This is a genomic window from Methylococcus sp. EFPC2 (assembly GCF_016925495.1).
Lineage (GTDB): Bacteria > Pseudomonadota > Gammaproteobacteria > Methylococcales > Methylococcaceae > EFPC2.
The window spans coordinates 3,883,383-3,909,881 of the sequence record NZ_CP070491.1 but is presented as its reverse complement, the minus strand read 5'-3'; the positions used below and the strand labels follow the sequence as shown (position 1 = coordinate 3,909,881).

Below are 26,499 nucleotides of genomic sequence, written 5' to 3'. Positions count from 1 at the left end.
AGCAAAAAGGGCCGCAGAGTCTAGCCGCAAAGCGGCGGGATGCAAAGCCGCGAAATAAAAAAAATCGATACGCGGCGAGCCGCGGATTTCTTCTCAGATCAGACGGGCGATCTTAAGCAATACGGCGGTCAGCGCGGTGGTCTGCAAAACGCCCACGGCCACGACCCACCGGATCAAGTCGGCGCGGGTTTCCGCGACTTTGACTTCGACGTTTTTGATCTCCAGGCTTAGCCGCGACTCGACTTCCTTGATCTCTTTCTGCAGACGCAACTCGGTTTCCCTGACTTGCGGGTCGGTGGCCAAGTCCTGCATGTGGAGGTAGTGCTGTTCCAGTTATTCGAAAGCCTTCGCGATCCGGCGGGCGTGGGTCTTGCCGTCCTGGGCTTCGCTCAGCCGCCCGTAGAGTTTGAGCGCAACGCTCATGGGTCAGATCCCGGTCAACAGCCTTTCGGCTTCGCGATATTTCTCCGCCGTCCTGGCCAGGATCTCGGCCGGCAAATGCGGGCCGGGCGGCGTTTTGTCCCAATCCAGGGTCTCCAGATAATCGCGCACGAACTGCTTGTCGAAACTGGGCGGGCTGATGCCGACCCGATACTGGTCCAGCGGCCAGAAACGCGAGGAGTCGGGCGTCAAGGCTTCGTCTATCCAATACAGTTCGCCGGTATCGTCCAGACCGAACTCGAACTTGGTGTCGGCGATGATGATGCCACGCGATAGCGCATATTCGGCCGCCTCGCTGTACAAGCGGAGGCTGACGTCGCGCACGCGCTCGGCCAGGTCCCGCCCGAGCAGCTCGACCGTGCGGGCGAAGTCGATGTTCTCGTCGTGCGAGCCCAGCTCCGCCTTGGTCGAGGGCGTAAAGATGGGCTGGGGCAGCTTGTCGGCCTGACGCAGACCGGCGGGCAGTTCGATGCCGCAAACGGCGCCGCTGCGCTGATAATCCTTCCAGCCCGAGCCGATCAGATAGCCGCGCACCACCGCCTCCACCGGCAGCGGCTTGAACTTGCGCACCACGAGGGCACGGCCTTCCAGCAGGGCCGCCTCGGCGGGATCGGCGATTACCTCGGACAGGCCCCGTCCGGTCAGTTGATTGGGAATGACGTGGCGCAAACGGCCGAACCAGAACAAGGAAACCGACGTCAGCACCCTGCCCTTCCCCGGCACCGGATCGGGCAGGATGACGTCGAAGGCCGATAGCCGGTCGGTGGTGACGATGACCATGTAGTCCGCATCGACGTCGTAGATGTCGCGCACCTTGCCGCGCGCTTTCAGCGGCAGGCTGTGCAGATCGGTTTGATAGAGAGCTTCCGGGGCGTTCATGCGGGTTCCAGACGGGCTAGGGGAAAAACGATAGATGTTGTAAGTTTGCCAGTTTCGCGGTTAGGGCGGAACCGGCCGCGCGAACCGAATGAGGATAGCCTCCATGCCCAGCTTCGACGTCGTTTCCGAAATCAACCTGCACGAGGTCGCCAACGCGGTCGACCAAGCCAACCGGGAAGTGGACACCCGCTTCGACTTCAAGGGCGCCAAGGCCCGTTTCGAACTGAGCGAATCCGCCATCATGATGACTACCGAAACCGAATTCCAGCTCCAGCAAATGCTGGACATCCTGCATGCCAAGCTGGCCAAACGCGGCGTAGACATCGCCGCCCTCAAGGCGGAGCCGCCGCAGATCGCCGGACGACAGGCCAAGCAGACGATTTCGCTGATTCAGGGCATCGATACCGTCCTGGCCAAGAAGATCGTCAAGCTGATCAAGGACGGCAAGCTCAAGGTTCAGGCCGCCATACAAGGCGACCAGGTGCGGGTGAGCGGCAAGAAGCGGGACGATTTGCAGGACTGCATCGCTTCGCTGCGCGCCGCTCAGTTCGAACAACCGATGCAGTTCACCAATTTCAGGGATTGACGCGGAGATTCGGCGGGGCCACTTTCCGCCAGGCTGCCGCCGCCGCCTCCGCGCCGCATGCTCACCATCTCGGCGACGATGGACAAGGCGATTTCTTCCGGCAGCTTCGCGGCCAGGTTCAAGCCCGCCGGCGCGCGGACGCGCCCCAAGTGGGCTTCGTCGCAACCTTCCTGACGCAAGCGGTCGATCACCAGCTTGGCCCGGGTGCGGCTGGAAACCAGCGCCACATAACCGGCCCCCGAGGCCAGTGCGCGGCTGAGCGAATCGTAATCGCCCTTGTGGTGGCTGGCGATCACCACATAATCGCCCGCCTCGGGCTGCAGTGCGTCGTAGCGGATATGCTCGTTGACGACCCGAGCCGCCGCCGGCAGCCGCTCGGGTGTGGCTTGGTTGTCGATGACGGTGACGTCGAAACCGACCTTGTGGGCGAATTCGCACAGGCTTTCGACGATGCGGCCGTGGCCCATCAGCCAAAGCATGGGCCTGGGCAATACCGGCTCCACGTAAACCCGCATGCTGCCGCCGCAAGGCATGCCCGCGCCGAAAACCTCGTCGTTGAGATCGATGTCGATCACGCAGCTCTCTCCGCTCTGCAGGCATAGCAAGGCCGCCTCGGCGACCATGGTCTGGGCGCATCCACCGCCGATCCAGCCGGCCAGCAAGCGTCCTTCAGCATCAAAGACCGCCTTGGCCGAGGGCTTCGCCGACGAGGAGCCGAGTATCTCCACGACGGTGGCCAGGGCGTGCGGCTGGCGCCGGTCGCGCAGACTCAGTTGTAAGGCGAGCAGATCGGCGCTCATGATTTGCGTGCGACCAGCATGGCTTCGTCGCGAAATCCCTCGGTGATATCTCCCACGCGGCCTTCCTCTCGATAAAACAACAGTTGCAGGGGTTGAAACAGGGCCAGCAGCTCGTTGGGCGCCAGCAAGTAATCGAGGCTGCTGGGTCCCGCGGCCGATAACTTATCCCGAATATAGGTTTGATAAAACAGCAGGCCGCCGGGCCTGAGCGCATCGGTCAGAGCCCGGCCCAGAGGACGGTACAGAAACCGGCTCACCACGATGACGTCGAAAGTCCCGCCGGCCGGCGGCTCGACCTCCACGTCGCGGGGTTCGGCCAGAATGTCGAGTCGCAGACGCTCGGCGCGCCGGTTCACGTTCTCGACAGCCACCGGCGAAATATCCCACGCCCGCGTCCTAAGTCCCTGGCGAGCCAGAAGCAAAGCGTTCCCGCCCAAACCGCAGGCCAAATCCAGCGCGTCCCCGGAGCTAGGCAGAAGATGGCGATTTTCTACCAGCACCCGAGCCGCTTCGGGCTCGGCGATTTTCGCCTCGCGCCAAATCCGGTCCCATTTCTCCCGCACGCCCGATTCCGGGCTCTGAGTCACGAATGCGGCGGCTCGAAGGGCCGCGGGTCATAGCCAAACGCCTGCATCGCGGGCGTGTTGTCGAAACACAGGTCGACCGCCATGCGGCTGGCCATTTCCCCGGAATAGTGCCGGTATTTCGGTAGCAGCGACGCTAATTCCATGGCCGCCTGAAACAAGGGCAGAGGGATGCGCAAAAAATGCGGCCTGATACCTGCGGCCGCAAAAATCCGCTCGACCATGGCGCGATAGCTCAAGGTTTCGCCGCCGCTTAAGTCATAAGCGCGGTTGAAGGCGTCCGGATGATCCAGGATATCCAAACACGCTTTGGCCAGATCGTCGGCATGCACCGGCTGGCGATGCCCCAAGGCGTCCCCGATCACGGGGAAAAAGCGGAAGCGACGGATGAAACGGGTGATCACCGCGACATTCTTGTCCATGCCGCAGCCGTAAATCAGCGTGGGACGGAACACCGTCCAGGCGATGCCGCGAGGCTCGCAATACGCCGCAATGGCCTCTTCCGCCTCGACCAAAGCCCTGGCGAAAGCCTGTTCCTCCGGATCCCCGCTATTCGCCTTGCTGAACCGGCTGGTCGAACCGAAGGCGATGATGCGCTTGAGCCCGCCCTCCGGCAGTTTGGCAAGCAATGGGGGAAGCAGCGGCAAAGGAGCGAGATGGATCAGGGTCTCGGCGTCGGTTGTCGGCAATCCGCCGGAAAGGATGTCGCAGACATGCCAAACCACGCCCGAATCCTTGACCGATGGATGCGGGTTTCTGCTGATGGCATGAATGTCCCGCCCGCTCGCCAATAAACGAGGAATGACGAACCGCCCGATCTGGCTGCTCGCGCCGATCACCAATACCGACTGGGTGCCGGGACGACGCTCCCCGCGGGGAGCGAGGTCGATAACGGGTTTACGGATCAATTCTCGGTAGAGCGCGTAATAGGCGTCGGCCATTCCCCTTGCGATGAAGTTCTGCTCGAAACGCAGCTTGGCCTGCGCCCCCCAAACAACTCGCTCGCCCGGCGACTCCACGAACCGGATCATGGCCGCCCTTAACGCCGACGGATCGCTTGGCGGTACCACCAAGCCGGTATGTCCATGCAAATTTACAAAACTGGTACCGGTACCTATTTCACACGAAATCACGGGTTTACCCAACATCATGGCCTCCAGCAACGATACGCCGAAAGCCTCCGAACGCAAATGAGACGGCAGCACCAAGCCGATACAAAGGCTCAAAAGAGCCATCTTGTCCTCGTCCGGCTGCCCACCGATGAAATGCACATTTTTCAGGCCCTTGTCGTCCGCGAGCTGGCGCAACGCCGGCAAGTCCAAGCCTTCTCCCAATATGACCAAAGGCAGATCGGTGTGCTCGACCGCATCCAACAAGGTCCGCAAGCCTTTGTAATAGCGTACGACCCCTATGAACAGAAAAAAGCCCTCGCCGACATGCGCTCGCCAAAACGCAATACGTTCGGGGCTGGGCGCTGGGTAGCTCGCCGGGTCGATACCTATAGGTATAATTCTTACTTTTTCTATATGCTCTTGCAATACGGGGCTGGAATCAACATAGGCCGGCGAAGTCGCCACTATGGCTTGCACGCTACCTAGAAAGCGCCTCATAAGCGGCCGGTATATCATCATTAAGCGGTCCTGCTTGACGATATCCGAGTGGTAAGTCAGCACGGCAGGTTTATTCGGGCGGCCGATCAAATGGAGTACATCGGCGTAAGGCCAGGGAAAATGGTAGTGAATCACATCCGCCCATGACGCCAATTCCCGAAAGCGATACAAGGCTTCGAACGAAAACCCACATCCCGCAAGCTGAAAATCCAATTGCAACCATATTACTTCCGGTTCATTGGCATAATTCTTTTGCGCCTCGCGGGGATGAGCAGAAAGCGCCAAGATGCGGGTTTCAACCCCCGATTCCCGCACGCCGAGCGCTATTTGCCTCATGACTTCCAACAACCCGCCCCGGCACTCAGGAAAATAGGTTCGGTAAACTTGCAGAACACGCATGAAAGGCCTTTACGTTGTTTGTTTTTCCGGGAATCTCACGTGATTAAGTGTTCAACGGCAAATGCGTTCGTCATCTCTACGGTACTCCCATCGTTCCGGTATGGACGAGAGGAATCCAGTGACGAGGAATAATCCAGGCCGATCACATCTATGTGAGCTGGATGCGGGCATAACAGGCGGTCGCCGAAACCATAATATATCGTAGCCCGTGAAGTCATCAGCATCTCGCCGTTTCTATCCTTCCGTTATTCGTTATAGTCGTACGCCTTGTAGCCTTCGCGCTTGCAGAGGGCGTCGCGTTCGGCGGCGATGAGGTCTTCGCGCACCATCTCGCGCACCAGTTCGTCGAAAGTGGTCTTGGGTGTCCAGCCCAGCTTTTCCTTGGCCTTGGTCGGATCGCCCAGCAGGGTTTCCACTTCGGTGGGACGGAAATAGCGCGGGTCGACCGCGACGATGAGTTTGCCGGTGGCGGTGTCGTAACCCTTCTCGTCCACACCCTGGCCTTCCCAGCGTATGGAAATGCCGACTTCATGGGCCGCGGTCTCGACGAACTTCCGGACGCTGTATTGCACACCGGTGGCGATGACGAAATCTTCCGGATGATCCTGCTGCAACATCAACCACTGCATTTCCACGTAGTCGCGGGCATGGCCCCAGTCGCGCAAGGCGTCCAGGTTGCCCAGGTAGAGCGTGTCCTGCAACTGCAGCTTGATGCGGGCGATGGCACGGGTGATCTTGCGGGTGACGAAGGTCTCGCCGCGCAAGGGCGATTCGTGGTTGAACAGGATGCCGTTGCAGCCGTAGATGCCATAAGCCTCGCGGTAGTTCACCGTGATCCAGTAGGCGTACATCTTGGCGACCGCATAAGGCGAGCGCGGATAGAAAGGTGTGGTTTCCTTCTGCGGGATCTCACGCACATCGCCGTAAAGCTCCGAGGTGGATGCCTGATAAAAGCGGGTCTTCTTTTCCAGGCCCAGGATGCGGATGGCTTCCAGCAGCCGCAGCGTGCCGAGACCGTCGGCGTCCGCCGTGTATTCCGGCGTTTCGAATGAAACCTGCACGTGGCTCTGCGCCGCCAGGTTATAGATTTCGTCGGGCTGGGTCTGCTGGACGATGCGGATGAGGTTGGTGGAATCGGTCAGGTCTCCATAATGCAGCACCAGCCGGCGGTCCTGGACATGCGGGTCCTGGTAGAGATGATCGATGCGATCCGTGTTGAACAGCGAGGCGCGGCGCTTGATGCCGTGTACTTCATAGCCCTTGCTCAACAGCAACTCTGCCAGATAGGCGCCGTCTTGTCCTGTGATGCCGGTGATTAAGGCTGTCTTGGCCATTGAGTCGTAAGAAATAATTAAAGCAGGGATTTGAGGCGCTCCAAAAAAGTTGATTGATCAAATGTTATGGCTCGCTCCTCGCAGGCGTGACGCATAGCCAATGCAACAGAAGGAGTGAGAGCTCGAACCGAAGCGGCGATCTCATAAACACCCGGGTTCGCTGGCAGAAGAAAGCCTGTGGAACCGTCAACAATGGTTTCTCGCAAACCGCCCTCGGCGACACCGATTACAGGTTTGCCTGCCGCCATCGCCTCTACCGCGGACATACCGAAATCTTCATCAAGCGGGATGTAAATGCAGGCTCGTGCATGCCCTATCAGTTCCGCGAGACTCGCATCATTCGACCAACCCACGAATTTAATATTCGGTGCACTGCGGGCCAGCGCACGGAGATTATCGAGCTGGGAACCACCTGAGGCAACAACGAGTCTCTGATCAGGCATATGCAGAAAGGCTTTCACTATCCGGTCTACACGTTTGTTTGGCTCAAGGCGAGCAAATGAAAGGAAATAGTCACCCTGATCTTTCCATTTGAATAAGTCTACTGCTATTGGGGGATAAAGAACATCGGCGTCAACTCCGAGTGTTGAAAGCATCATCCGGATATGCTCCGAATTGGCGAGTATAACGTCCATCCTACCGATAGCTTCCAAGTAAGCGGTGCGATAACGGTCGATTATTTTACCAAGAGCTATTCGTGCGCCAGATGGCACGCGATCAAGGTATTCATTCTTCCTGTCAAAAGCAAAACGTGGCGGAGTATGGCAATAATAAATACTGCGACCCAGTTTCTGGCTGCTTACCGCCAAAGGGGCATAAATGCCGCTATAAATCACGGTGGTAGCCTGTGCGACCTCGGCGCGGTGCGCCTTAAACGTAAGTAACGCGCGTGGTACTCGTGGTACCCACAGCGGAAGGCGCCCAAGCACATGCACATCGGCACCTGCATAGGAAGAACTGCTTGCGAAGTCCGGATATATGCCAGCAACACCAAGAGAGAACCCGGGCAAGCCCCGTGCAACCGTCAAAACAAGTCGTTCTGCTCCACCGTTGACTTGAAGATAGTCATGCAAAATCCATTGGCAGCTGACTTTATAAGTCTCTAGGAGAGACTGTGTATGCATTATGGCAAACAAGAGAACAATATCAAAAATAATTGGATAAAAATATGGTACTTATAATGTTACTTGCCATGAGCTCACAGGTCACAAATCAACCAATTCGAAAGGACAGCAACCCAGTAACGGGGATGTGTTTATGAGGAACTCTTGCTCAAAGTGATGTTCCGCTCGCGCAAGTATTTCCCTCGGGGAAGGGAGATCGTGACAAGCGATGGGTACGTTGATCGCACAGTCCACGGATAAAAAGTAATCAACATACTTCATATCGTCTCCGCCGATCTTTTCTCCAAACTTTAGCCAGGCGGCTGGAATGTGGTATGCGTGGGCGACAATAATGCCGTGCAGGGAGCTTGAAACGATCCTATCGCAGCTTACGATTTCATCAATTACTCGCTCGGGCGTATCAAGGACGTCAATGATCCTGATTTCCTTACTTTCCGCTTTATAGCGATGCATAACCGCTGCCTGATCTATGTAATGAGGAATAATACCCAGGCTGAATTTTTTTCGGCTAGGAGGGCGATAAAGAAGCGGTAGCAGCAAGGCCGGATCGCCGTAAACCTCGGGAACCGACGCGCCGCATTCAAGTGCACGTTGCCGGGAAAGAGGACCTCTCACCGCTCGAATCTCCGCTTGCGGATTCACTTGATCCTGTCGATTGGCAAGGCCTGGCCCCCACGCGATACAATTCTCATTACACCAGTTTAATATGCTTCCGATGGCGACTACCTTCTTGTCCCTGTCAGAAACATCTATATAAGCTACTCCATCGCGACTAAGACGGGATAGAATGTAATGATTCAGAGCATCGCCGAAGTTCGAACTCAAAAACCAAAATGCCTTTAGCATGCCCCTTCTCCCGCAAGACACTCATGAGCCATAATCGCCCGCATCTCATACTCCGCACCCCATACATATTTATTACGGCGGGTGGCGGAGTGGATCGGCTGGCGAAAAATATAGTCAAATTGTGACACCAACCGCGAATAGAGGCTGGGGCCAATGCTCTGCTCATCAAAAAAAGGTTTCCTGACTATTGAATGGTAAAGTTGGTCATTAGTATCAATTTCAACTACCCTATCAATAACATCGTCGATTGTTATAAAATCATGGCAATTAATAAAGCACTCTGGTGAAAACTCATTTGCTATCTCTGGATTTCCCCAGTAAATTGGAATAGTTCCTGATGCCAAGGCTTGCACTATCTTCTCAGTCGTATAGCCTAGTGTGCTGCTGTTCTCCATGGCGATGGAAAATTTGTACTGCCTTTGTAGGGCCAGCTTGCCAGCCTCCCAACGCGGCGAGTAAGCAGCTTCAGGACGAAACCCTATATTATTTAAATGCCCTCCGGCCAAATCTACTCTTTTATATTCGCTCAACCGCCGAAAAAAATTATCTCTATAGGGGTGGCAATTGCTGTTAGAGTAAATAAAATTACAAAACCTCTTGTTTTCAATTGCAAGCTCCTGGGTGGGGCGTTTCTCAAGAAGGAACTTAAATGAATCATAGAAGACGTAATTTGGGCATCGAAAATATCTGTCTGAAAAAACAATAGGAGAGAAGCCAAATGCATAATCAAAAAGATTAAAATCGGGGATAACATTTTCGCCGGTCCAAAATATGCGTATTGGACTATCGATTTTTAAAAATTTGTTATACGTCCCACCATATTGTCCAACGGAACAAATCAAATAGTCGCATGAATCGGATTTCACCACGGGAAAATGAGAGACAAGAAACCCATGTAGCTGCCTCTCTACGAAAGGGGAAATATCCGAATAGCCAACTTTTATTAGATTCATTAAAGCAACCTTTGATACGGCACCTGAATCACCATGACTTAATAGGTCACGCGTGAATCATCGCATCGTGAATGTACCCGTTTTTCTTGAAATCCTATAAGCAAACGAAGAGGAAGGGTTCTCCTATGTATGAACGACTGTCATGAGCTTTTGCCTATGCTTTGCGTAGTTCGCGCATGGCGGATACCTTACGGCGGCGACGGCATTCTATTAACTGAACCTTGATGGCCGATAGAGGTGCCCTGATTTACCAAAAAAATATGGGCGACATGCGTACTATAGCTCATAAGCAATGTTAGTTGACTCCAGATGGCAAATCCTAATTGTCCGACGAACAACCATAATGCGCTAAATTAGGCTGCATTCAGGCGCGAATGGACGAATAAAATCAATCCATCGCAAAAACGATTGTTCTTTTACGTAAAAGGCGTCAAAGTCAGATACGGTAGTAAAAACGCGTTTATACCCTCTTGGGAGTAGTAAGTTATCAAAGGAGATCAGTCGATTGGCGTCGTGGTTATGCTCGATTGTCATTGCATTTATATCCCACACATCAAGTGACAAGCCCTCCAAGACTGCCAACTCTGCACCCTCTACGTCTAAACTCAAGAAGTCAATTTGGCTTGGGGCAGAATGCTCCGACAGAATATCGTTGAGTGTCATAGTCTGTACTTGACAGGCACTAAAATCTGACCTGTCGTGCATATCATTCTGCTGCAGTCCGGCCAAGGCACTAACAGAAGTATTCTTGCAAACGTGGAAGTCCAATACACAACCGGAACTTGACCACGCAGCCTTTTTGATGAGTTTGGCAGTTCTGTTATTATTGATCTGGTCGTGCAGGTATGGGTTGGCCTCAACCAGAACCCCACTCCATCCCAAATGCTTTTCCAACATATATGTATTTGAGTGACACACGCCATTTGAGGCACCAACTTCAACAAAATATCCGTGCTTGCGGAAGTTAGACATGCTCCAGGCAAGAACATCTTGCCCGAGCTGGCTCATTCGAACTGAGTTGTACTCATTTAATAACGCCAAAAACAATATTTCGCCTGTTAAATCTGAGTCGGTTTCGCCGGGAGAATTAAGGTCTCTCATCTGACTAATAAACGACGCGAGATATCTTAGGCCAAAAGTACGTGATTCTTGATTTGGCTTATTATTTGTTTCCATCAGAATTTTCCCAAAAAATTAATAAAATATAAATGATCTAAAGAAGGCAGCACAGGAGCATCGCTTTATCAAAAGACCATAACAAAACCGAGGGGATGCGCGCCTAATTAAGCCTGATAGGCTTTTATTACCTCGTCCACGGTTCCTTCTAGCTTGATCTCACCTTTGTCGATCCAGATCGCTCGGTTGCAGTATTGCTTCATGAGCCCAACAGAATGTGTGGCGAGGACGAAGCACTTAGTGTCACGAATCAGTTCACCAATCCGCAAATTAAGCTTATTAAGAAACCTTTCATCACCAGCACCGATAACTTCATCGAATAATATATTTTCAGCGTCGAAGGCAACAGCAACTGAAACCATCAATCGCGCGATCATCCCAGAAGAGTAGGTGGAGACCGGCATATATATAAACTCCGCGAGTTCTGAAAACTCGATAATAGAAGGTACTTTGTCTTCAATCTCCTCACGGTTCTGAGTATAAAAATATGCAAGATTGCGTATATTTCTGTAACCAGACACTGAAAAATCCAAGCCCGCACCGATATTAAAAAAGCCGCGAATGGGTGCGCTCCGTGAAATGCTTCCCGAGCTAATTGGATAAATGCCAGCTATCGTTTTTAGCAATGTACTTTTGCCCGAGCCATTCCGGCCAACTAGTCCCAAACGATCACCAGTGGCGATGGTAAGATTTATGTTCTTCAATCCTTCCACTACGATCTGTTTGTTTTGTGTCTTGACCTTTGAAAGGTTACCTATCTGCCTACTCAGAAAAGAGCGTAAAGAAGCATCTTGGTCGCCGTGAAAAACGGGAAAGGATACGCTAACGTTTTGGAGTTCTATCATCACGATTCACACGTAAAAAACGACTCGCTGTTCCTGAGTCTTTATAACCAAGCCCTGCACCACAGCAAGGGCCAGTAGCAGGACGATAGCGAAATAATAGGAACTTACTTCTGGCACATTGCCAAGCAAGGGGGCTCTAAGCAGATCGATGAGGTGGGTGAACGGATTTATATTTAATAACCAAGAATAGTCAGACGGGAAAGTTTTTCGCTCCCAAATAATAGGAGTTACAAGGAAAAACAGATAGATAAAATTTCCTACCGCCGGAGAAAAGTCTCGAAACCTAGCCCCTAGAAATGCTGACACTCTCCCGGCCACCATCATTATACTCAATACAAGCAATAAATTTGGCAAAACCAGCAGACTAGCAAACGATACTTTAACCCCAAGAAATACTATAACCATCACTTGAACGACGATGCCGTGCATAAATATGATTAGGTGCTTCATTAATAGCTGGCCTGCAAAGATCCAGATCGGGAATGTAAAGTTTTGGATAATCGCCGCATTGGAACAGTAAAGTCGCGTGGACTCGTTTATATATCCAGAAAGCAGGTTCCAACTAATTATTCCAGCAGAAATATATGGGAAAAACACCGTTAAATCTTGTTTGAATAGCGCACCGAACACCAAGGCAATGCCAATAATATTCACAAACTGACTCAACACAATCCAAAAATATCCGAACGCCGATCTGGCATTCTGCCGTTTCAGTTCGTCAATGGAAAAATACAAGACGTAGTTTATCCAGTGGATAATTTCTCTCATTTAATTTATCCCCAATTGATTTTTATGGGATCAATGCGAATCTCCCTGCGTTCTCGCTGAGAGGGGTAAGGCGCAGCAATATGAGTGGCCAATTTAATAAACATGTTGTACTTCGTCAGGACAAGGAGTTTTGCTTCTTCCAGTGCTTGGCGTCTTGCAGACAAGTCATCAAAATTAATGATGTCCAGTATCCTATGCGCGACCCTGGGATCATCGGGATCGATGGGTATTAAGGATTTTTCCGGGAAGAATTGATAGATGCGCGGGGAACCAACATAAATAGGTATCGTGTGCGCTACAAAACAATCCATTAGTTTTTCTGTGAAATAGTAATCGGAAATAGTATTTTCATAAGCAATGCTATACTCATACGGTGCAAGTCCAACCCACTTATCATGCAGCTCCTTGAAGCCACGGCCGAAAAGATCGAACTCAACGGTTCCCTGAATGCGTTTCAAAAAGTCCAATCGTTTTCTGTGACCGGGCAGAAGTGCCAAGTTGCTGGTAATCCAGCTTAGTTTCTTGGTCTTCTGAACATTAGTAATTGAAATGAGATCTGTGATGGATTTCTTGACGGACCAAGTTCTTGTCATGCACGGCTCTAAAATATATTTCCGCTCCGCGCCAAAATCGGCGGCGACACTCTCATCACAAGAAAAAACTATTGTCCCTTCTCCTTGTGCCTTATGAAATGGCTTGTGTTGAGGCGTAGGCGGTTCCCCAATGGCGAAAATCACTCGCCCCGGGTCGTGATATAGAGTGATTCCATTTGGTGATGGCTGATTGAGGATTAGGTAATAATCAGGCTTACGCAGAGGGAGGTCGTGGGTTATAAAGCGGACAGCGCCCCATCGCCGGGTGCTGTTCGGCAGCAGATAATCCAAGGCCTCCTCCGCATCGCCCCAGTTGTCGTAAACCCTTACGATCTTGTCTTTTGGTTCGTTAAATTTCGTTTTCAGATCGTGAAGAATTCGGCTCAAAGAACGAAGTTGGCGCAGACGCCGCAATCGTTCGATCATCCCTTCTTTTTTGCGACCGAGCATACTCCTCAGCCTTTGGGATTTCTTATAGAGTTCAAGTTCGAGCTTCTTTTTGATCAAACGAGTTGCGCTTTTTGGCATCAAGATGAAGGCTTTGGCGACAATAAAAGTGGCTTCGGAGCAGTCTCGATAGCGCCGCCAGTATGCCGTCAGTAGAAGGTCTCCTGCTTGAGTGCCGTCTAGTGATGACACGAATGGGATGATGTCTTCGATTTTGCTCAGGCCAAACGTTGTTGCCACTTGATTGACCATATAACTAGCATGATCCGCTTGCCAGTTGGGGTGGCTGGTCAGAGAGTCGGGACGGAGACGGTATGAATAAAGCAAATCCGCAATATTGCGCAGTTGCCCGAAGGCATTCGCCCTAAGCAGGTAGTCTACATCTTCAGATGACGTAGTTAGAGTTTCATCGAAGCGCAGATGCCGGATCTCGGTGTGTTTGAGCATGAATGTGGCGCAGCAGCCGTGAAACCCCCCATTTGTCACCGCTTGCTCCGGATAGGTTTCACTCCGTAAAAGCGTACCAGATTGGGAAACAAAGTAGATCCCCGTCCCGACTCCGAGGACTTCGGAATGAGCAAGCAGATATTCAAGTTGGGTAGCAATCCTGTCGTGATGTATTAGATCGTCTGAATCCAAAAAACAGATAAATTGCCCCTGCGCCATTTCCAGGCAGCGATTTCTCGCATATGCGGCTCCGCGATTTTCACCCCCCCGTTGTATCTGGAGAGGAAAGTCCGATGTCGAGCGCAACTCGTCGCCGAATAGATCGTCAACGGGGGGGGTAGATGCATCGTCGAAAATGCAAATTTCAAAATTGCGGAACTGGCTATTCTTTAGACTCTGCAAACACGCTGAAAAATATTCGTTGGCGTTGTAATAGGGGATAAGCACCGATACCAGTGGTAATGTTCCGGCAAGGGGAAAGCTCGTGGCAATTACTTTCTCTCGGGCGGTTAGTTCAGCATTTTCGATAAACCAACTGTCTGTCAGGAACTCCGGGTAGGTGCCAAATGCACCGGAATCCAGGGGGCACTTTCCGCTCTTGCGCCTTATGCGGGCGGCAAGGCGAGCGATCACACCAAGACGTCTAATTTCAGCTTTGTTACCATGGGATACTGAAAAAGGGTTTTTTCTGTAGAAGTAAAGGATGTCCGGCAGGTTAGTAATATCCCAACTATCTGCAATGCGTAGCAGCCAGTCTCCATCTTCACCACCATTCTTGTATAGGGCTCTAAAAAATCCTGCATCATCTATAGCTGCTCTACGGACAAGGACCGTCGCGCAACATAGACTGGGATCAATACGCTGCAAAGCAGGGTCAGGAGAATAACTTTCCTCTTTGTATATCTCACCTGACAGAGTTGCATAGGCGATCCCTGTGCCTACTGCGCCGACCCGAGGCCGGGTGGCCAGAAAAGCTAACTGGATAGAAATTTTTTCTGGAGACAACCAATCGTCAGCATCAATCCAGGCAATGAGCTCACCAGTCGCTTTGGATAGCAAGGTATTGCGAGTGGCGACGACGCCTTGGTTAGTAGCGTTACGCAAAACCATTATGCGGCTATCTCTTTTCGCATACGCCATTAATATCTCATAAGAGCCGTCGGTTGATGCATCGTCGAGGCAAATTATCTCCAGATTGCGATGAGTTTGGGCCAGGATACTATCCAGCGCCACTGAGAGAAATGGTTCAGTGTTGAACACAGGCATCAACACACTCACAAGGGCATTAGAAAACATTACTCAACCTTCCTAAAGTTAATCTTGACGCTTACGAGCATCTCAAATATGGGGCCTGACTTTTGTTGCCCAATCCAGATCGCAAGGCTCGCAAACGCTTGCTTTGACTTCAATCCTTCTCTGTTAGGAGAGTGTCAATCCCGCTCGTAAGTGCTCCGCAGAAATCCCCTTTGCGTTAAAGCCCTCTGAAGTCGCAGATTTACAACGCTGAAAGCAAAAAAATTTTATCGTACTTATTGTCGTTGACTTTAATAGCATGGCCGCTGCGGGAGGTATTAGCATGGTGGTGGACAACGCGCTACGGATACTTGATGCTGTGGCAAGGACACAGCTTTATTCACTAGATATTGTATATAAGTTGAGTTTTTCACCGCCCTGATAACCGATGTACCATCGTTGGGGATGGCATAATATTTCAGTTACTAGATATCATCAATTACGAGCAGAGTAATGCCCTACTCTTGGCGATGCGGCAGTTGTGGCTCCTATCGATGGTTGTGTAACTCGTCTCACTTAGATAGTGTCGTCATAAGATAGCGGCCCAAATAGCAATGCAGCGAATCTGCACCGCCGCCAAGAATGAAGCGGTATTTTTGGCATAACGAGTTGCAATACCGCGCCAGCGCTTCAGGTGTAGAAAGGCGTTTTCCACCAAATGCCGAAGGCGGTAAAGGTCTCGGTCATACGCGCGAAGTTCGGTGCGATTTTTCTTCGACGGAATGACAACCGCCATATGGGCAGCTTGTGCTTGGGCGACGATGGCGTCCGTGTCGTAGCCTTTGTCCGCCAGCAGATGCTGGGCATCCAAACCCGCGATCAAGGTTGAAGCCTGCGTACAATCTGCCACGGTACCTGCTGTAACAATGACTCTGAGCGGCATACCATGCGCATCCACGGCCAGATGTATCTTGCTGTTGAGCCCCCTTTTGTGACCCCCATATCCTGGCTGCCCCCTTTGGCGCCCGCCGCATGCGGGTGGACTTTAATGTGGCTGGCATCAATCATCAGCCATTCATAGTCAGGTTCGATCACCAACTGTTCCAACAAGGATTCCCATATGCCTTTATCGCGCCAACGGCAAAAACGGCGATGGGTGTTTTTCCAATCGCCGTAGTCGGGCGGCAAGTCTCGCCACGGCGCGCCAGTGCGCAAAATCCAAAAAACCGCATTGATAAACCGGCGGTTATCGTGCGCTTTACCACCCCAAGCACCTTCTCGCCCCGGCAACCGCGGCTCCAATAATTGCCAGACTCGATCCGATATATCGTGTCGCCGATGCCCTGAATCCGCCATCTTTCCTTTCAAAGAAAATTTGAGATAGAACTATTCTCTCATAATCTTGTGACGACGCTATCTAGCAGTCTGGGGTCGTGGATTATTGGTCGCAAGAAAGTCTCTATAAAGTGGAGCATAATATGCCATCTTAATTGGGATCGATTCAGGTACGATCGAAAAGGCAATTTACGGTGTCGTTCGGAAGACTGCGCAGCAGGAACTCGCCGATGAAGCGATAGCGCTCAGTTCTCACGAGGTCAATGATTATCGACAGGTCGATGTTCATATAGTCGTGCACGATGCGATTGCGTATACCGATTACAGAATTCCATTGGGGTAGGTCTTCGGCGGCTATCAAGCCGCGACGGACCAAGCCGGCGAAGGCTTCGTAAGCGGAAAGAGGTACGGGTTCGCCGGCCGATTTGAGCAGTTGCTTGGCCTTGCCGATGGTATTTTCCATCAGTATCTGAAGGGCGTGTAACACCCCGTTTTGCTCCAGGGCACTCAGCATTTGGCCCGTGCAGACCTTTTGGCTTGCTTCATCCAGCATTGCGCACTGCTCGCAAGCTACCCGTGCCGTTTCGGCCTGGTAGATTTCAAGCCGCATGCGTGCGCTCCCAATAGAAGTCTTCGAGTTCTCTCCAGGTTCTGGTGAGAAACTTCGACCAGGCTAGTTCGTCGTTGGCGACCAGCAGTCGACCTTCTTCGGCCACCAGCGCTTTCATGGCCAACCGGACGGAAGACAAGTCGATCAGATCGATCTTGCTGTCGATCACGCCAAGTTCATGGGCAAGCCGATTGCGAAGGCTTTCGTGTTCCGCGATACGGTCGAGCGGTTCCTCGCCGTATCGCCATTGGACGGCGATGTCCCAGTCGCTTTGCTCCTTCGCGCGACCATCGGCACGACTGCCGACCAAAACCGCGAACAGAATGCGGGGAAACTCGGCCAGGATCTGGCAGATTTTCACCATTTCAGTCAACTTATCCGATTGCATCGCTTTTCAACGTCAGCAAGATCATTTTGTAAGCTATTCATACCCCTCGTCCATGCGAATTTCCCAGCGTTTTATTTATGTACAAGCCCCGACTCGTTTGGAAAAATCGATGTCTTAATCCAGTCCGCTTATCTAGTTCAAGCTGCTCACCGTTTGTTCCAGCTGCACGGACTCACGAGAAACCATGGATTTGGCCAGCAATAACGTTCCGATATTCGAATGCCCAGGTATGGGCGAATTCATTCGCCCAGGGCGATTAAGCGCCCTACTATGAATTCAGGGAAATCATTTCCGGCCGGATTCCCTGCTTTTGGGCGATATCGTGCAACGGTTGGTGCGCCGAGCCACCATCTTTGACGATGACATCGATGCGTCGCGCCCCGTTCGCTTCGACTCCGCTCAGCGAGCGGATTAACTAAACGGCATTGCATAAAGCGGTGGCTACTAAACTTAAAAGCGTAGATTCCCATTTTTTCGGGAATGAAGGGTTTTTTCGAGGTGTCTCCTTCATGCGCGTAATAAAGCCATGAATGTTTTGCATCCATCGATCCATGTCTGGAATAGCATCTTCCGTCCTTTGTATTCAACGATCCATCTTTGCGATAGAACGTTCCATCTTTTTCATTCGTCGATCGATGTTTGCGATAAATCGTTCTACAAAATTTATCCTTAGTTCCATGATCGCGATAGAACGGTGCATCTATTTGGTGCATCGTTTTATAAAATTTCTAGAATGATCTATGAATTTCATGAAACGTTCTATGTTGGACATAGAGCGTTGTATCAATCTGGTACACCATTCTATCTCGATCATGGACCGGTGCATCATTTTGATGCGTCGCTCCATCGCAAACATAGAATGCCCTATCTATTTTGTGGATCATTCTGCGGTCAACATAGATCGATGTATGATGCTTTTGCATCATCCCGTTGGAAAAAGGCAACGTCGCTGCAACAGGACGCGCCAACCCCATACTTTTTGGCGAGTTCTTACGCCGCATCGATCGCTGCGTTCAGATTGAGGCGCTGGCGGCCATCACGATGGCACCGCGCTCTTCGGCATATAAACGCATGAGGTTTAGGCAAATTGGTCGGAACAGGAAGTGTAACAATCCGAGCGGCAGACGCCTAGAACCTATCTGCTTTTATCGGGTTTGGCGGGTGTGCAATTCAAGCTTCCGGCGGCTGGAACATCTTTTCCACGGCCTTGATCAGCTTCTTGTCGTGCAGGAACATGATGACGTGATCGCCGTGTTCGATCACGGTGTCATGATGGACCTGAATGACTTCCTCGCCGCGCACCAGGGCGCCCATGACCACGCCGGCCGGCAGTTTGATCTGGTCTATGCGCTGACCGACGATTTCCGACTCGCCGCGCTTGCCGTGCGCAACGGCTTCGAGCGCCTCGGCCGAGCCATGCCGCAGCGAGTGCACCTGCACCACGTCGGCCTGGCGGATATAGCGCAGCAGGCTGCCTATGGTCGATTGCTGGGGGGACAACACCAAATCGACCATGTTGGTATCGATGAGTTCCGCATAGGCCATCTTGTTGACCAGACAGATGACCCGGCGCGCGCCCAGGCGCTTCGCCAACATGGACGAGAGTATGTTGGCTTCGTCGTTGTTGGTGATGGCGCAGAAGATATCGGTGTTTTCGATATTTTCGCTGAGGAGCAATTCCTTGTCCGAAGCGTCGCCCTGCAGGACCACGGTGCGGCTGAGATCGGCGGCGATCTTTTTGGCGCGGGCGACGTCCCGCTCGATCACCTTGACCTGGTAGCGGCTCTCCAGGGTCAGGGCGACCCGTTTGCCGATGTGGCCGCCACCGGCGAACATCAATCGTTTGTACGGCTTGTCGACCTTGCGCAATTCGCTCATCACGTCCTTGATTTCCTCGCTGGAGGCGACGAAAAACACTTCGTCACCCGCTTCGATCACCACCTTGCCGTTCGGAATGATGGTAGCGCCGTCGCGGAATATGGCGGTGATGCGCGCGTGGACATTGGGCATATGTTGGTGCAACTCCCGCAGTTCCCTGCCGACCAGTTGGCCATCGGGGCGGGCCCGAACGGATACCAAGCGCACTTTGCCATCGGCGAAGTCGAGCACTTGCGAAGCGCCGGGGTATTCCAGCAGGCGTTCGATGAAATGGGTGATGATCTGCTCCGGGCTGATGACCACGTCGATGGGCAGGGCATCCTGTGCGAATAGCGCCGGATAGCTGAGGTATTCGATGGCACGGACGCGGGCGATCTTCTTGGGGATCTTGAACAAGGTGTCGGCGATCTGGCAGGCCAGCATATTGGTTTCGTCGTCGCTGGTGACGGCGATCAGCATCTGAGCATCCTCGGCACCGGCACGCGCCAATACGGTGGGATGCGAGGCGCTGCCCTGCACGGTGGCGATGTCGTAGCGATCCTGGAGATCGCGCAGCAACGCGGGGTTCTTGTCGACCATGACGATGTCGTTGGCCTCGCTGGCCAAACTGTTCAACACGCTGCTGCCTACCTGGCCGGCACCTAAGATGATGATTTTCATGCGTTAACGAATAAACCTACAAATCGCTGTCGAATTTCTTATTAACCAGTTATGGCGGGAGTGGCTTTCAGTTCGCGATCCTCGCGGGTTAAAACTCGCTCCCACAGTAACCAGGGATCTCGAGCCAGCTTAATAAGCACCTGAAACGCCGGACGGGCGTTCTTCCGCGCCGAATGGTGCCCCGGAGCCCTTGTCACAATTCGTAGACTGACATGACCGAAGGATCGGCACGGCTTTCCTGGACGAACCGACCAAGTCCATCATTTCTTCTCCCGGAATTTGATGCCGAGCGAATTAAGCTTGCGATAAAGGTGCGTGCGCTCCAGGCCTATGGCATGCGAGAGCCGGGCGACGCTGCCGGCGTATTTGTCCAGGTGATATTCCAGATAGGCTTTTTCGAATCGCTCGCGCGCTTCCTTCAGCGGCAGTTCGAAATAATCGGGCGCCTGTTGCCGGCCGGCCGCGGCCGGTACGTCGTGCAGGCCTTCGCCTAGCGCGGACTTGACTTCGTCCAGGCTGACCTCCTCGCCGCTGCCAAGGATTAGCAGCCGCTGCACGAGGTTCTTCAATTCGCGCACGTTGCCGTGCCAGGGATGATTGCGCAGGAAGTTCTGCACCGAGACGGGAAAACGGCGGAAAGCCAGCTTATCGCGCGTCACGAAATAATCGCCGTAGTAGCGCAGCAAGTCCGGTATGTCCTCGCTGTGCTCGCGCAGCGGCGGGACACGGAGAGTAACCACGTTGAGCAGATAGTAGAGCTCGCGGCGGAATCGGCCCGAGTTCACCTCTTCTTCCAGGGATTTGCGGGTCGAGGCGATGACCCGGACATCGACCCGCACCGGCTCGCTGCCGCCCACCCGGCAGAATGCGCGGGACTCCAAGGTGCTCAGCAGGCGCAACTGGGTTTCGTCTTCCATGTCGGCAATCTCGTCCAGATACAGGGTGCCGCCGTGCGCCTGCTCCAACAGACCTGGCTGAATGCGCCCGCCATCCTCCCGGCCGAAGAATTCGATGGCCGAGTATTCGGGTGCGATGCCGCCGACCCCCACATCGACGAAAGGCCCGTCGCGGCGGGCGCTGTTGGCGTGAAGGTAGCGCGCGAGGGTTTCCTTGCCGCAGCCGGGCTCGCCGGTCAGGAGCACGCGCGCGTCGTGCTGCGCCAGACGGCGGGCCTGCTCGCGCAGCCGTTCCATGGCGGCGCTCTTGCCGACGGGCTCGATGGCCGTATCGGTGCGGCGCTTGAGGCCGATGTTTTCGCGCTTGAGCCGGGCGTGCTCCAGCGCATGCTCCACCGTCACCAGCAGCTTGGCGAGCGACAGCGGCTTTTCCAGGAAATCGTAAGCGGCCAGGCGGGTGGCCTCGACGGCCGTTTCCACCGTGGCGTGGCCGGACATCATGATGACTGGACAATCCAGGGGATCGCTTTCCTGCCATTCCTTGAGCAGCGTCACGCCATCGACGTCCGGCATCCAGATGTCGAGCAATATCAGGTCGGGCCGTCGGGCCGTCCGCAGCGCGCGGGCCTGGGCGCCGTCTTCGGCAACGACGACTTCGTAGTCCTCGTCCTCCAGGATCTCCTGCAAGAGCTGACGAATGTCGGGCTCATCGTCCACCACCAGTATCAACGCCTTAGCCATGCGCCGTCTCCGGAGCGGGCAGGCGCACGATGAAGCCGGCACCTTCCTGCCAGTTCGGATCCAGCCTGATCGTTCCGCCGTGTTCCTCGACGATCTTCTTGACGATGGCCAGGCCCAGACCGGTGCCCTTGGTCTTGGTGGTGACGTAGGGGTCGAAGACCCGCTCGGCCTGCTCGGGCGCTATGCCGGGGCCGTGGTCGCGCACCAGGATTTCGACGTGGGGATGGTCGTTGTCGTGAACGTGGCGGGTGTGCATGCTCATTTTTCCCGATGGGTGGGCCGTCGTCATGGCTTCCTGCGCATTTTTGATCAGATTGTGCAGCACTTGTCTGAGGCGTACCGGGTCGGCCTGAATCAGCGGCAAATTGTGCGCCAGCGACAGCTCAAACTCCAGCCCGGATTGTGGGGGATAAAGCGCGACGACTTCTTCGATCAGGGCGTCGAGGTCGACCCGCTGGATCTGCATGATGGCCGGCTTGGCGTATTCGGCGAAGGCGTTGACCATGCTCTTCATGGCTTCCACCTGCTGCACGATGGTGCGGGTGGACTTGTCGAGGATATCGGCCTCGGTTTCGTTCAGGCTGTTGACCAGCTTGTGGCGCAGCCTTTCCGCCGAGAGCTGGATGGGCGTCAGCGGATTCTTGATCTCATGGGCCAGGCGCCTGGCCACCTCGCCCCAGGCGGCGTTGCGCTGGGCCTGGATGAGGGCGGTGACGTCGTCGAACACCACCACCGCGCCCTGCCAGCGCCCATCCGGATCGAACAAGGGCGTGCCGCGGAACAGCAGTTCCTGCCGTCCCTCGGGGCCGGTGAAATGGATCTCTTCCTGCCAGGTCTTTTCCCGGATCAAGCGCTCGCCCACGCTGTCGAGCAGGCCGGCGAGGTGCGGATAGGCCTCCGTCAGGGCGGGCAAGGTGCAGTTCAGGCGCTGGCTCACCTCGGCGCCGAGTATGGCGTGGGCGGCGTGGTTGGCCGTCTGCAAGCGCAGATGGGCGTCGAAGCTCATGACACCGGAGGACAGATTGCCCAAGACCGTTTCCAGATAAGCGCGCTGGCGCTCGATCTCCTGCCGGCTGTGCTGGGCCTCGTCGCGCGCGCGGGCGATCTTGGCGGTCATGGCATTGAACGATTCGACCAGAAATCCCAGCTCGTCCCGGTTCTTGACCGGCAATCGCTTCTCGTAATGCCCTTCGGCCACCGCCCGCGTGCCTTCCGCCAAGCGTTGCACCGGCGCGACGATGCGGCGGATGCTGAGAAACGACACCCAGATGGCGGCCAGCAGGCTGAGCAGCAAGACCAGCGAAAGCGTGAGGGTGAAGCTGGTTTTCAGCGAGCTGCGCAGATAATTGAGTTCCTTCTGGTGGACGAAGGCAGCTTCGACGGTTTCCGCCAGTTCGGCCAAACGGGTCGGCAGCAGGTGCAGCGACTGGATATAAAAGTTTTCCTCCAGGCCCGGCACCAGGGCGACCGCCCGCACCGTCAGGCGGCCGGCGGCCGGCTCCAGCCCGACATAAGGCTTGCCGCGCTTGACCTGCAATAGCACCGCCTCGCTGGGCAGGTCCGGCACGATGGAGTCGGTGCGCGCGCCGCTGGAAGCGAGGATGCGGCCCTTCTTGGTGAACACCGTGAGTTCGGCGTCCTCACTGGTGTCGAACAAATCGCCCAGGGTGATGCTAATCATGGATTCCGGCACGTTTTCCAGGATCCCGGCCGTCTGCTCCGTTTGCCGCAGATGCGTGCGCGCGCGCTCGTCCAGGGCGGCGCGTCCCAGTTCCAGCGCATCGTCCAGGGCGCGATCGATGCGCACGTCGAACCAGCTATCGATGCTGCGCTGCAGAAACTGCATGGAGTAGTAAAAGACGATGGAGGCCGGGGCCAGGGTCAACAACAGAAACACGAAGGCCATGCGCGCGGTCAGCCGGGAGCCTGCGACCCGCTTTTTCAACTGGCGCAGCAGGGAATAGGCATTGGCCACGACCAAGCCTAGCAGCAAGGCGGAGCCGGCGGTATTGATCAGCAACAGGGAGGAATACAGCCGGTTGAGCTGGGAGCTGTCCTGGGTGGCCGAGCTCATCAGGTGCAGCGAGCCTACGATGGCCGCGAACAGCACGCCGATGGAGAGCCAGAATGGCGGTTTCAGCTTGCCGGCGTCCATCGATACCAGGGGCTGCTCAAACGCCAGCCGGCGCTGAGATAGGCGATCGGCCGCAGCGGCAGCGGCAGCGCTTCGATATCCAGACTGACGGCCAGTCGGGCGCGATAACGCTCCCCATCCGGCAGTTGTGCGGCTTTCGCGACCGGCAGACCGCGCAACGAGCCCAGGTTCTCCAGCAGCGCGTTGAGACTGGCGAAATTGCGCGGAGCCAACCCCGCGCCTTCGGGCACGAATTGAAACAGCTTGGCCAGCGAGCGGTAGCTGACCCGCGCCCGCCTGCGCACTTCGATCACCGTATCGTCCCAAATCCAGGGGCGGTCGCGGGCGACGACGAGTCGCCATTCCAAGGTCAGCGGCACGCCGTTGCGCAAGGCGTCGATCGCGACATCGCTGAAACGGTAGTCGATGTCGGCGTTCAAAACCCAGTCCGACGCCTGCTTCACGAGTTCGGCCCGGGCGATGCGAAAGCCTTCCGCCGCATCTACGCCTGCCGTCAGGGTGCAGAGCAGCAACGCGAACCAGGGCAGCCGGTGGCGGAGCGTCATTTTTCCAGAAGCGCGTAGTAGAAACCGTCCATGCCGTCTTCGCCGGTCAGGATTTGACGGCCGCAGCCGGTGGACCGTCCCCAATCGGCCTCTACCGGTTCGTGGCGGGCATCGGGGTGGCGGCGGACGAAGTCCGCGACGTTGTCTTCGTTTTCCGCCCGCAGGATGGAACAGGTCGCGTAAAGCAGCCGGCCGCCCGGTGCCAGCAGGGGCCAGACCGCTTCCAGGATGCGCCGCTGGGTGGACTGCAGGGACTCGATATCCTCCGGCTTGCGCAAGCGCTTGATGTCGGGGTGCCGGCGGATGACGCCGGTCGCGGAACAGGGCGCGTCCAGCAGGATGCGGTCGTAATGCCGGCCGTCCCACCAGGACCCGGGCGTTGCCGCATCGCCCGTCAGCAAGCCGGCGCGCAAACCTGCGCGCTGCAGATTCTGCCGGATGCGGGCGATCCGGTCGGGGGCGATGTCCAGGGCGGTCACGTCGGCATCCGGGCAAGACTCCAGCATATGCAGCGTCTTGCCGCCGGGCGCCGCGCAGACGTCCAGGACGCGCTGACCGGATTGCAGGTCGAGCAGGCCGGCGGCGAGCTGCGCGGCCTCGTCCTGCACCGAAACCTCACCCGATTCGAATCCGGGCAGGCGCTCGACCGCCACGGGATTCTCCAATATGACGGCGTCGGACGCATGCCGGCCGGGCCGGGCATTCAAGCCGGCACGCGCGAGTTTTTCGAGATAGTCTTCGCGCGTGCCCTGCCTGCGGTTGACCCGGAGGGTCATGGGCGGAGTCTGATTCGCGTCGGCCATGATGGCGGCGGCCTGTTCGGGCCAGTCGGCGCGGATGCGGGCGATCAGCCAGTCGGGATGGCCCAGCGCGGCGCTTTCGTTCTTGCCGGCTGCGGCGAGAAGCTCCTCGCGCCGCCGCTGGTAATTGCGCAGCACCGCGTTGAGCAGGGGCTTGGCCCAGCTTCTGCGGCCGGCCGCCGCCACGGTCTCGGACACGGCCGCGTGGGGCTTCACCCGCGTATGTTCGAGCTGGTACAAACCGAGCAGGGCGAGCATGCGGATTTCGAAATCCTTGATCGGCCGCGTCGCCAGTTGTCTCAACACGCAGTCCAGGCGTTCGTAACCGCGCAGCACGCCGAAGCACAGGGCCTGCACGAAGGCACGGTCCTGTTCGGCGGGTATCTCCGGCAGCGTAGATTCCAGGGCCGCAGTGAGCGAGCGCCCCTCTCCGATGACCTGGGCCAGGATGTGCGCGGCGAGGGCGCGACTGTTCAAGCGTCCGCGCCCAGCCGCACGCCGTTGAGGGCGTGCGCATTGAGGAACGCCTGGGCGGGCAGACGCTTGCCGCCGGGGAGCTGGAGCTCCAGCACGTTCAGCACGCCGCGGCCCGTGGCGACCTCCAGGCTTTTGCCGGCGGCGAGCACCGTACCGGGCTCGGCTCCCGCCTCCCGTTCCAGCGCTTCTGCGCGCCAGATACGCAGGATAGAACCTCGCCACGTCGTCTCGGCCACCGGCCAGGGATTGAAAGCGCGCACCTGGCGTTCCAGTTCGACGGCCGGGCGCGTCCAATCGATGGCCGCCTCCCGCTTTTCCAGTTTTTCCGCATAAGTAACCCCGCTTTCGTCCTGGATTTCGGGCTGCAGACTAGCCGTTTCTATGCCCGGCAGGCTTGCCCGCAGGGCTTCCGCACCCAACACGGCCAGCCGGTCATGCAGGTCCTGGGCGGATTCCAGCGGGGCTATCGGCGTACGGGCCTTATGCAGCATGGGGCCGGCGTCGAGCTTGGGTTCGATGCACATGATGGTCACCCCGGTTTCGGCGTCGCCGGCCAGGATGGCGCGCTGGATGGGAGCCGCCCCGCGCCAGCGCGGCAGCAGCGAGGCGTGCACGTTGACGCAGCCCAGCCGGGGAATTTCGAGCACCGCCTTGGGCAATATCAAGCCGTAGGCGATCACGACCATCAGGTCGGCGCCGTAAGACCGCAGTCGATCCTGTTCTTCGGCGGGCCTCAGCGATTCCGGCTGTATCACCGGGATGCCGTGGGCCAGAGCCAGCTCCTTGACCGGGCTGGGCTGAGTCTTGCGCCCGCGCCCGGCCGGACGGTCCGGCTGGGTATAAACGGCGGCGATCTCATGCCCGGAAGCGAGCAACATGCGCAACGTGGGCACGGCGAAGTCCGGCGTGCCCGCGAACAGTATTTTCATGAATTTACGAGGAAGGGGCG

Annotated in this window: 24 protein-coding genes; 1 reads left to right on the top strand and 23 read right to left on the bottom strand. The window is 55.6% G+C overall.

What is annotated here, in order from left to right; genetic code table 11:
* Positions 1-93: 93 nt before the first annotated feature.
* The gene (locus tag JWZ97_RS16730) at positions 94-312 is read right to left on the bottom strand and encodes a hypothetical protein (RefSeq protein WP_205431480.1); all 219 of its coding nucleotides are present in this window, start codon (positions 310-312) and stop codon (positions 94-96) included.
* Between the two features lie 114 nt (positions 313-426).
* Positions 427-1,320, bottom strand: coding sequence for a phosphoribosylaminoimidazolesuccinocarboxamide synthase (locus JWZ97_RS16725; protein WP_205431478.1), 894 nt, complete (start codon positions 1,318-1,320; stop codon positions 427-429).
* A gap of 103 nt (positions 1,321-1,423) precedes the next feature.
* On the opposite strand from JWZ97_RS16725, the gene JWZ97_RS16720 reads away from it, so the two are divergent.
* Positions 1,424-1,906, top strand: a complete 483-nt coding sequence (locus JWZ97_RS16720) for a YajQ family cyclic di-GMP-binding protein (protein WP_205431476.1) — start codon at positions 1,424-1,426, stop codon at positions 1,904-1,906.
* On the opposite strand, the gene JWZ97_RS16715 is transcribed toward JWZ97_RS16720, so the two are convergent.
* The 21 genes from JWZ97_RS16715 to fmt all read right to left on the bottom strand — a co-directional run bounded on the left by JWZ97_RS16715 (position 1,864) and on the right by fmt (position 26,479).
* A complete protein-coding gene (locus JWZ97_RS16715; RefSeq protein WP_205431475.1) occupies positions 1,864-2,706 on the bottom strand; it encodes an XdhC family protein in 843 nt (280 codons plus the stop codon). The genes JWZ97_RS16720 and JWZ97_RS16715 overlap by 43 nt on opposite strands.
* Positions 2,703-3,293, bottom strand: coding sequence for a bifunctional 2-polyprenyl-6-hydroxyphenol methylase/3-demethylubiquinol 3-O-methyltransferase UbiG (locus JWZ97_RS16710; protein ID WP_205431474.1), 591 nt, complete (start codon positions 3,291-3,293; stop codon positions 2,703-2,705). Before JWZ97_RS16710 ends, JWZ97_RS16715 begins: the two co-directional genes overlap by 4 nt.
* Complete coding sequence (locus JWZ97_RS16705) at positions 3,290-5,236, bottom strand: glycosyltransferase (RefSeq protein WP_205431473.1); 1,947 nt, start codon at positions 5,234-5,236, stop codon at positions 3,290-3,292. Before JWZ97_RS16705 ends, JWZ97_RS16710 begins: the two co-directional genes overlap by 4 nt.
* A gap of 308 nt (positions 5,237-5,544) precedes the next feature.
* Positions 5,545-6,633: a GDP-mannose 4,6-dehydratase gene (gene gmd, locus JWZ97_RS16700; RefSeq protein WP_205431472.1), complete on the bottom strand. Its 1,089-nt coding sequence runs from the start codon at positions 6,631-6,633 to the stop codon at positions 5,545-5,547.
* Between the two features lie 17 nt (positions 6,634-6,650).
* The gene (locus JWZ97_RS16695) at positions 6,651-7,757 is read right to left on the bottom strand and encodes a glycosyltransferase (RefSeq protein ID WP_205431471.1); all 1,107 of its coding nucleotides are present in this window, start codon (positions 7,755-7,757) and stop codon (positions 6,651-6,653) included.
* A gap of 81 nt (positions 7,758-7,838) precedes the next feature.
* Positions 7,839-8,603, bottom strand: coding sequence for a polysaccharide pyruvyl transferase family protein (locus JWZ97_RS16690; RefSeq protein WP_205431470.1), 765 nt, complete (start codon positions 8,601-8,603; stop codon positions 7,839-7,841).
* A complete protein-coding gene (locus tag JWZ97_RS16685; protein ID WP_205431454.1) occupies positions 8,597-9,556 on the bottom strand; it encodes a glycosyltransferase family 10 domain-containing protein in 960 nt (319 codons plus the stop codon). The genes JWZ97_RS16690 and JWZ97_RS16685 overlap by 7 nt, the downstream gene beginning before the upstream one ends.
* Positions 9,557-9,904: 348 nt before the next feature.
* Entirely contained in the window at positions 9,905-10,732 is an 828-nt protein-coding gene (locus JWZ97_RS16680; protein ID WP_205431452.1) for an FkbM family methyltransferase, read from the bottom strand.
* Between the two features lie 107 nt (positions 10,733-10,839).
* Positions 10,840-11,577 carry an ABC transporter ATP-binding protein gene (locus JWZ97_RS16675; protein WP_240342602.1) on the bottom strand — a complete coding sequence of 246 codons (738 nt, stop codon included), beginning with the start codon at positions 11,575-11,577 and terminating at the stop codon, positions 10,840-10,842.
* A gap of 6 nt (positions 11,578-11,583) precedes the next feature.
* A complete protein-coding gene (locus JWZ97_RS16670) occupies positions 11,584-12,345 on the bottom strand; it encodes an ABC transporter permease (RefSeq protein WP_205431448.1) in 762 nt (253 codons plus the stop codon).
* A gap of 5 nt (positions 12,346-12,350) precedes the next feature.
* Complete coding sequence (locus JWZ97_RS16665; RefSeq protein WP_205431447.1) at positions 12,351-15,128, bottom strand: glycosyltransferase; 2,778 nt, start codon at positions 15,126-15,128, stop codon at positions 12,351-12,353.
* 526 nt (positions 15,129-15,654) lie between these two features.
* A protein-coding gene (locus JWZ97_RS16660; protein WP_205434700.1) for an IS5 family transposase occupies positions 15,655-16,421 on the bottom strand; the annotation gives its coding sequence in 2 pieces (ribosomal slippage) (positions 15,655-16,046 and positions 16,046-16,421; 768 coding nt in all).
* A 145-nt stretch (positions 16,422-16,566) separates the two neighbouring features.
* On the bottom strand, positions 16,567-17,010 hold the full coding sequence (locus tag JWZ97_RS16655) for a DUF86 domain-containing protein (RefSeq protein ID WP_205431446.1): 444 nt from the start codon (positions 17,008-17,010) through the stop codon (positions 16,567-16,569).
* Positions 17,000-17,398, bottom strand: coding sequence for a nucleotidyltransferase domain-containing protein (locus tag JWZ97_RS16650; RefSeq protein ID WP_205431445.1), 399 nt, complete (start codon positions 17,396-17,398; stop codon positions 17,000-17,002). The genes JWZ97_RS16655 and JWZ97_RS16650 overlap by 11 nt, the downstream gene beginning before the upstream one ends.
* A 239-nt stretch (positions 17,399-17,637) precedes the next feature.
* On the bottom strand, positions 17,638-18,111 hold the full coding sequence (locus JWZ97_RS16645) for a hypothetical protein (protein ID WP_205431444.1): 474 nt from the start codon (positions 18,109-18,111) through the stop codon (positions 17,638-17,640).
* 457 nt (positions 18,112-18,568) lie between these two features.
* Positions 18,569-19,936: a Trk system potassium transporter TrkA gene (gene trkA, locus JWZ97_RS16640; protein WP_205431443.1), complete on the bottom strand. Its 1,368-nt coding sequence runs from the start codon at positions 19,934-19,936 to the stop codon at positions 18,569-18,571.
* 260 nt (positions 19,937-20,196) lie between these two features.
* Entirely contained in the window at positions 20,197-21,573 is a 1,377-nt protein-coding gene (locus JWZ97_RS16635) for a sigma-54 dependent transcriptional regulator (protein WP_205431442.1), read from the bottom strand.
* Entirely contained in the window at positions 21,566-23,728 is a 2,163-nt protein-coding gene (locus JWZ97_RS16630; protein ID WP_205431441.1) for an ATP-binding protein, read from the bottom strand. The genes JWZ97_RS16635 and JWZ97_RS16630 overlap by 8 nt, the downstream gene beginning before the upstream one ends.
* Entirely contained in the window at positions 23,710-24,273 is a 564-nt protein-coding gene (locus tag JWZ97_RS16625; RefSeq protein ID WP_205431440.1) for a DUF4390 domain-containing protein, read from the bottom strand. The genes JWZ97_RS16630 and JWZ97_RS16625 overlap by 19 nt, the downstream gene beginning before the upstream one ends.
* On the bottom strand, positions 24,270-25,550 hold the full coding sequence (rsmB, locus tag JWZ97_RS16620; protein WP_205431438.1) for a 16S rRNA (cytosine(967)-C(5))-methyltransferase RsmB: 1,281 nt from the start codon (positions 25,548-25,550) through the stop codon (positions 24,270-24,272). Before rsmB ends, JWZ97_RS16625 begins: the two co-directional genes overlap by 4 nt.
* Positions 25,547-26,479 (bottom strand): methionyl-tRNA formyltransferase, encoded by a 933-nt coding sequence (fmt, locus tag JWZ97_RS16615; RefSeq protein WP_205431436.1) that lies wholly within the window; start codon positions 26,477-26,479, stop codon positions 25,547-25,549. Before fmt ends, rsmB begins: the two co-directional genes overlap by 4 nt.
* Positions 26,480-26,499 lie beyond the last annotated feature (20 nt).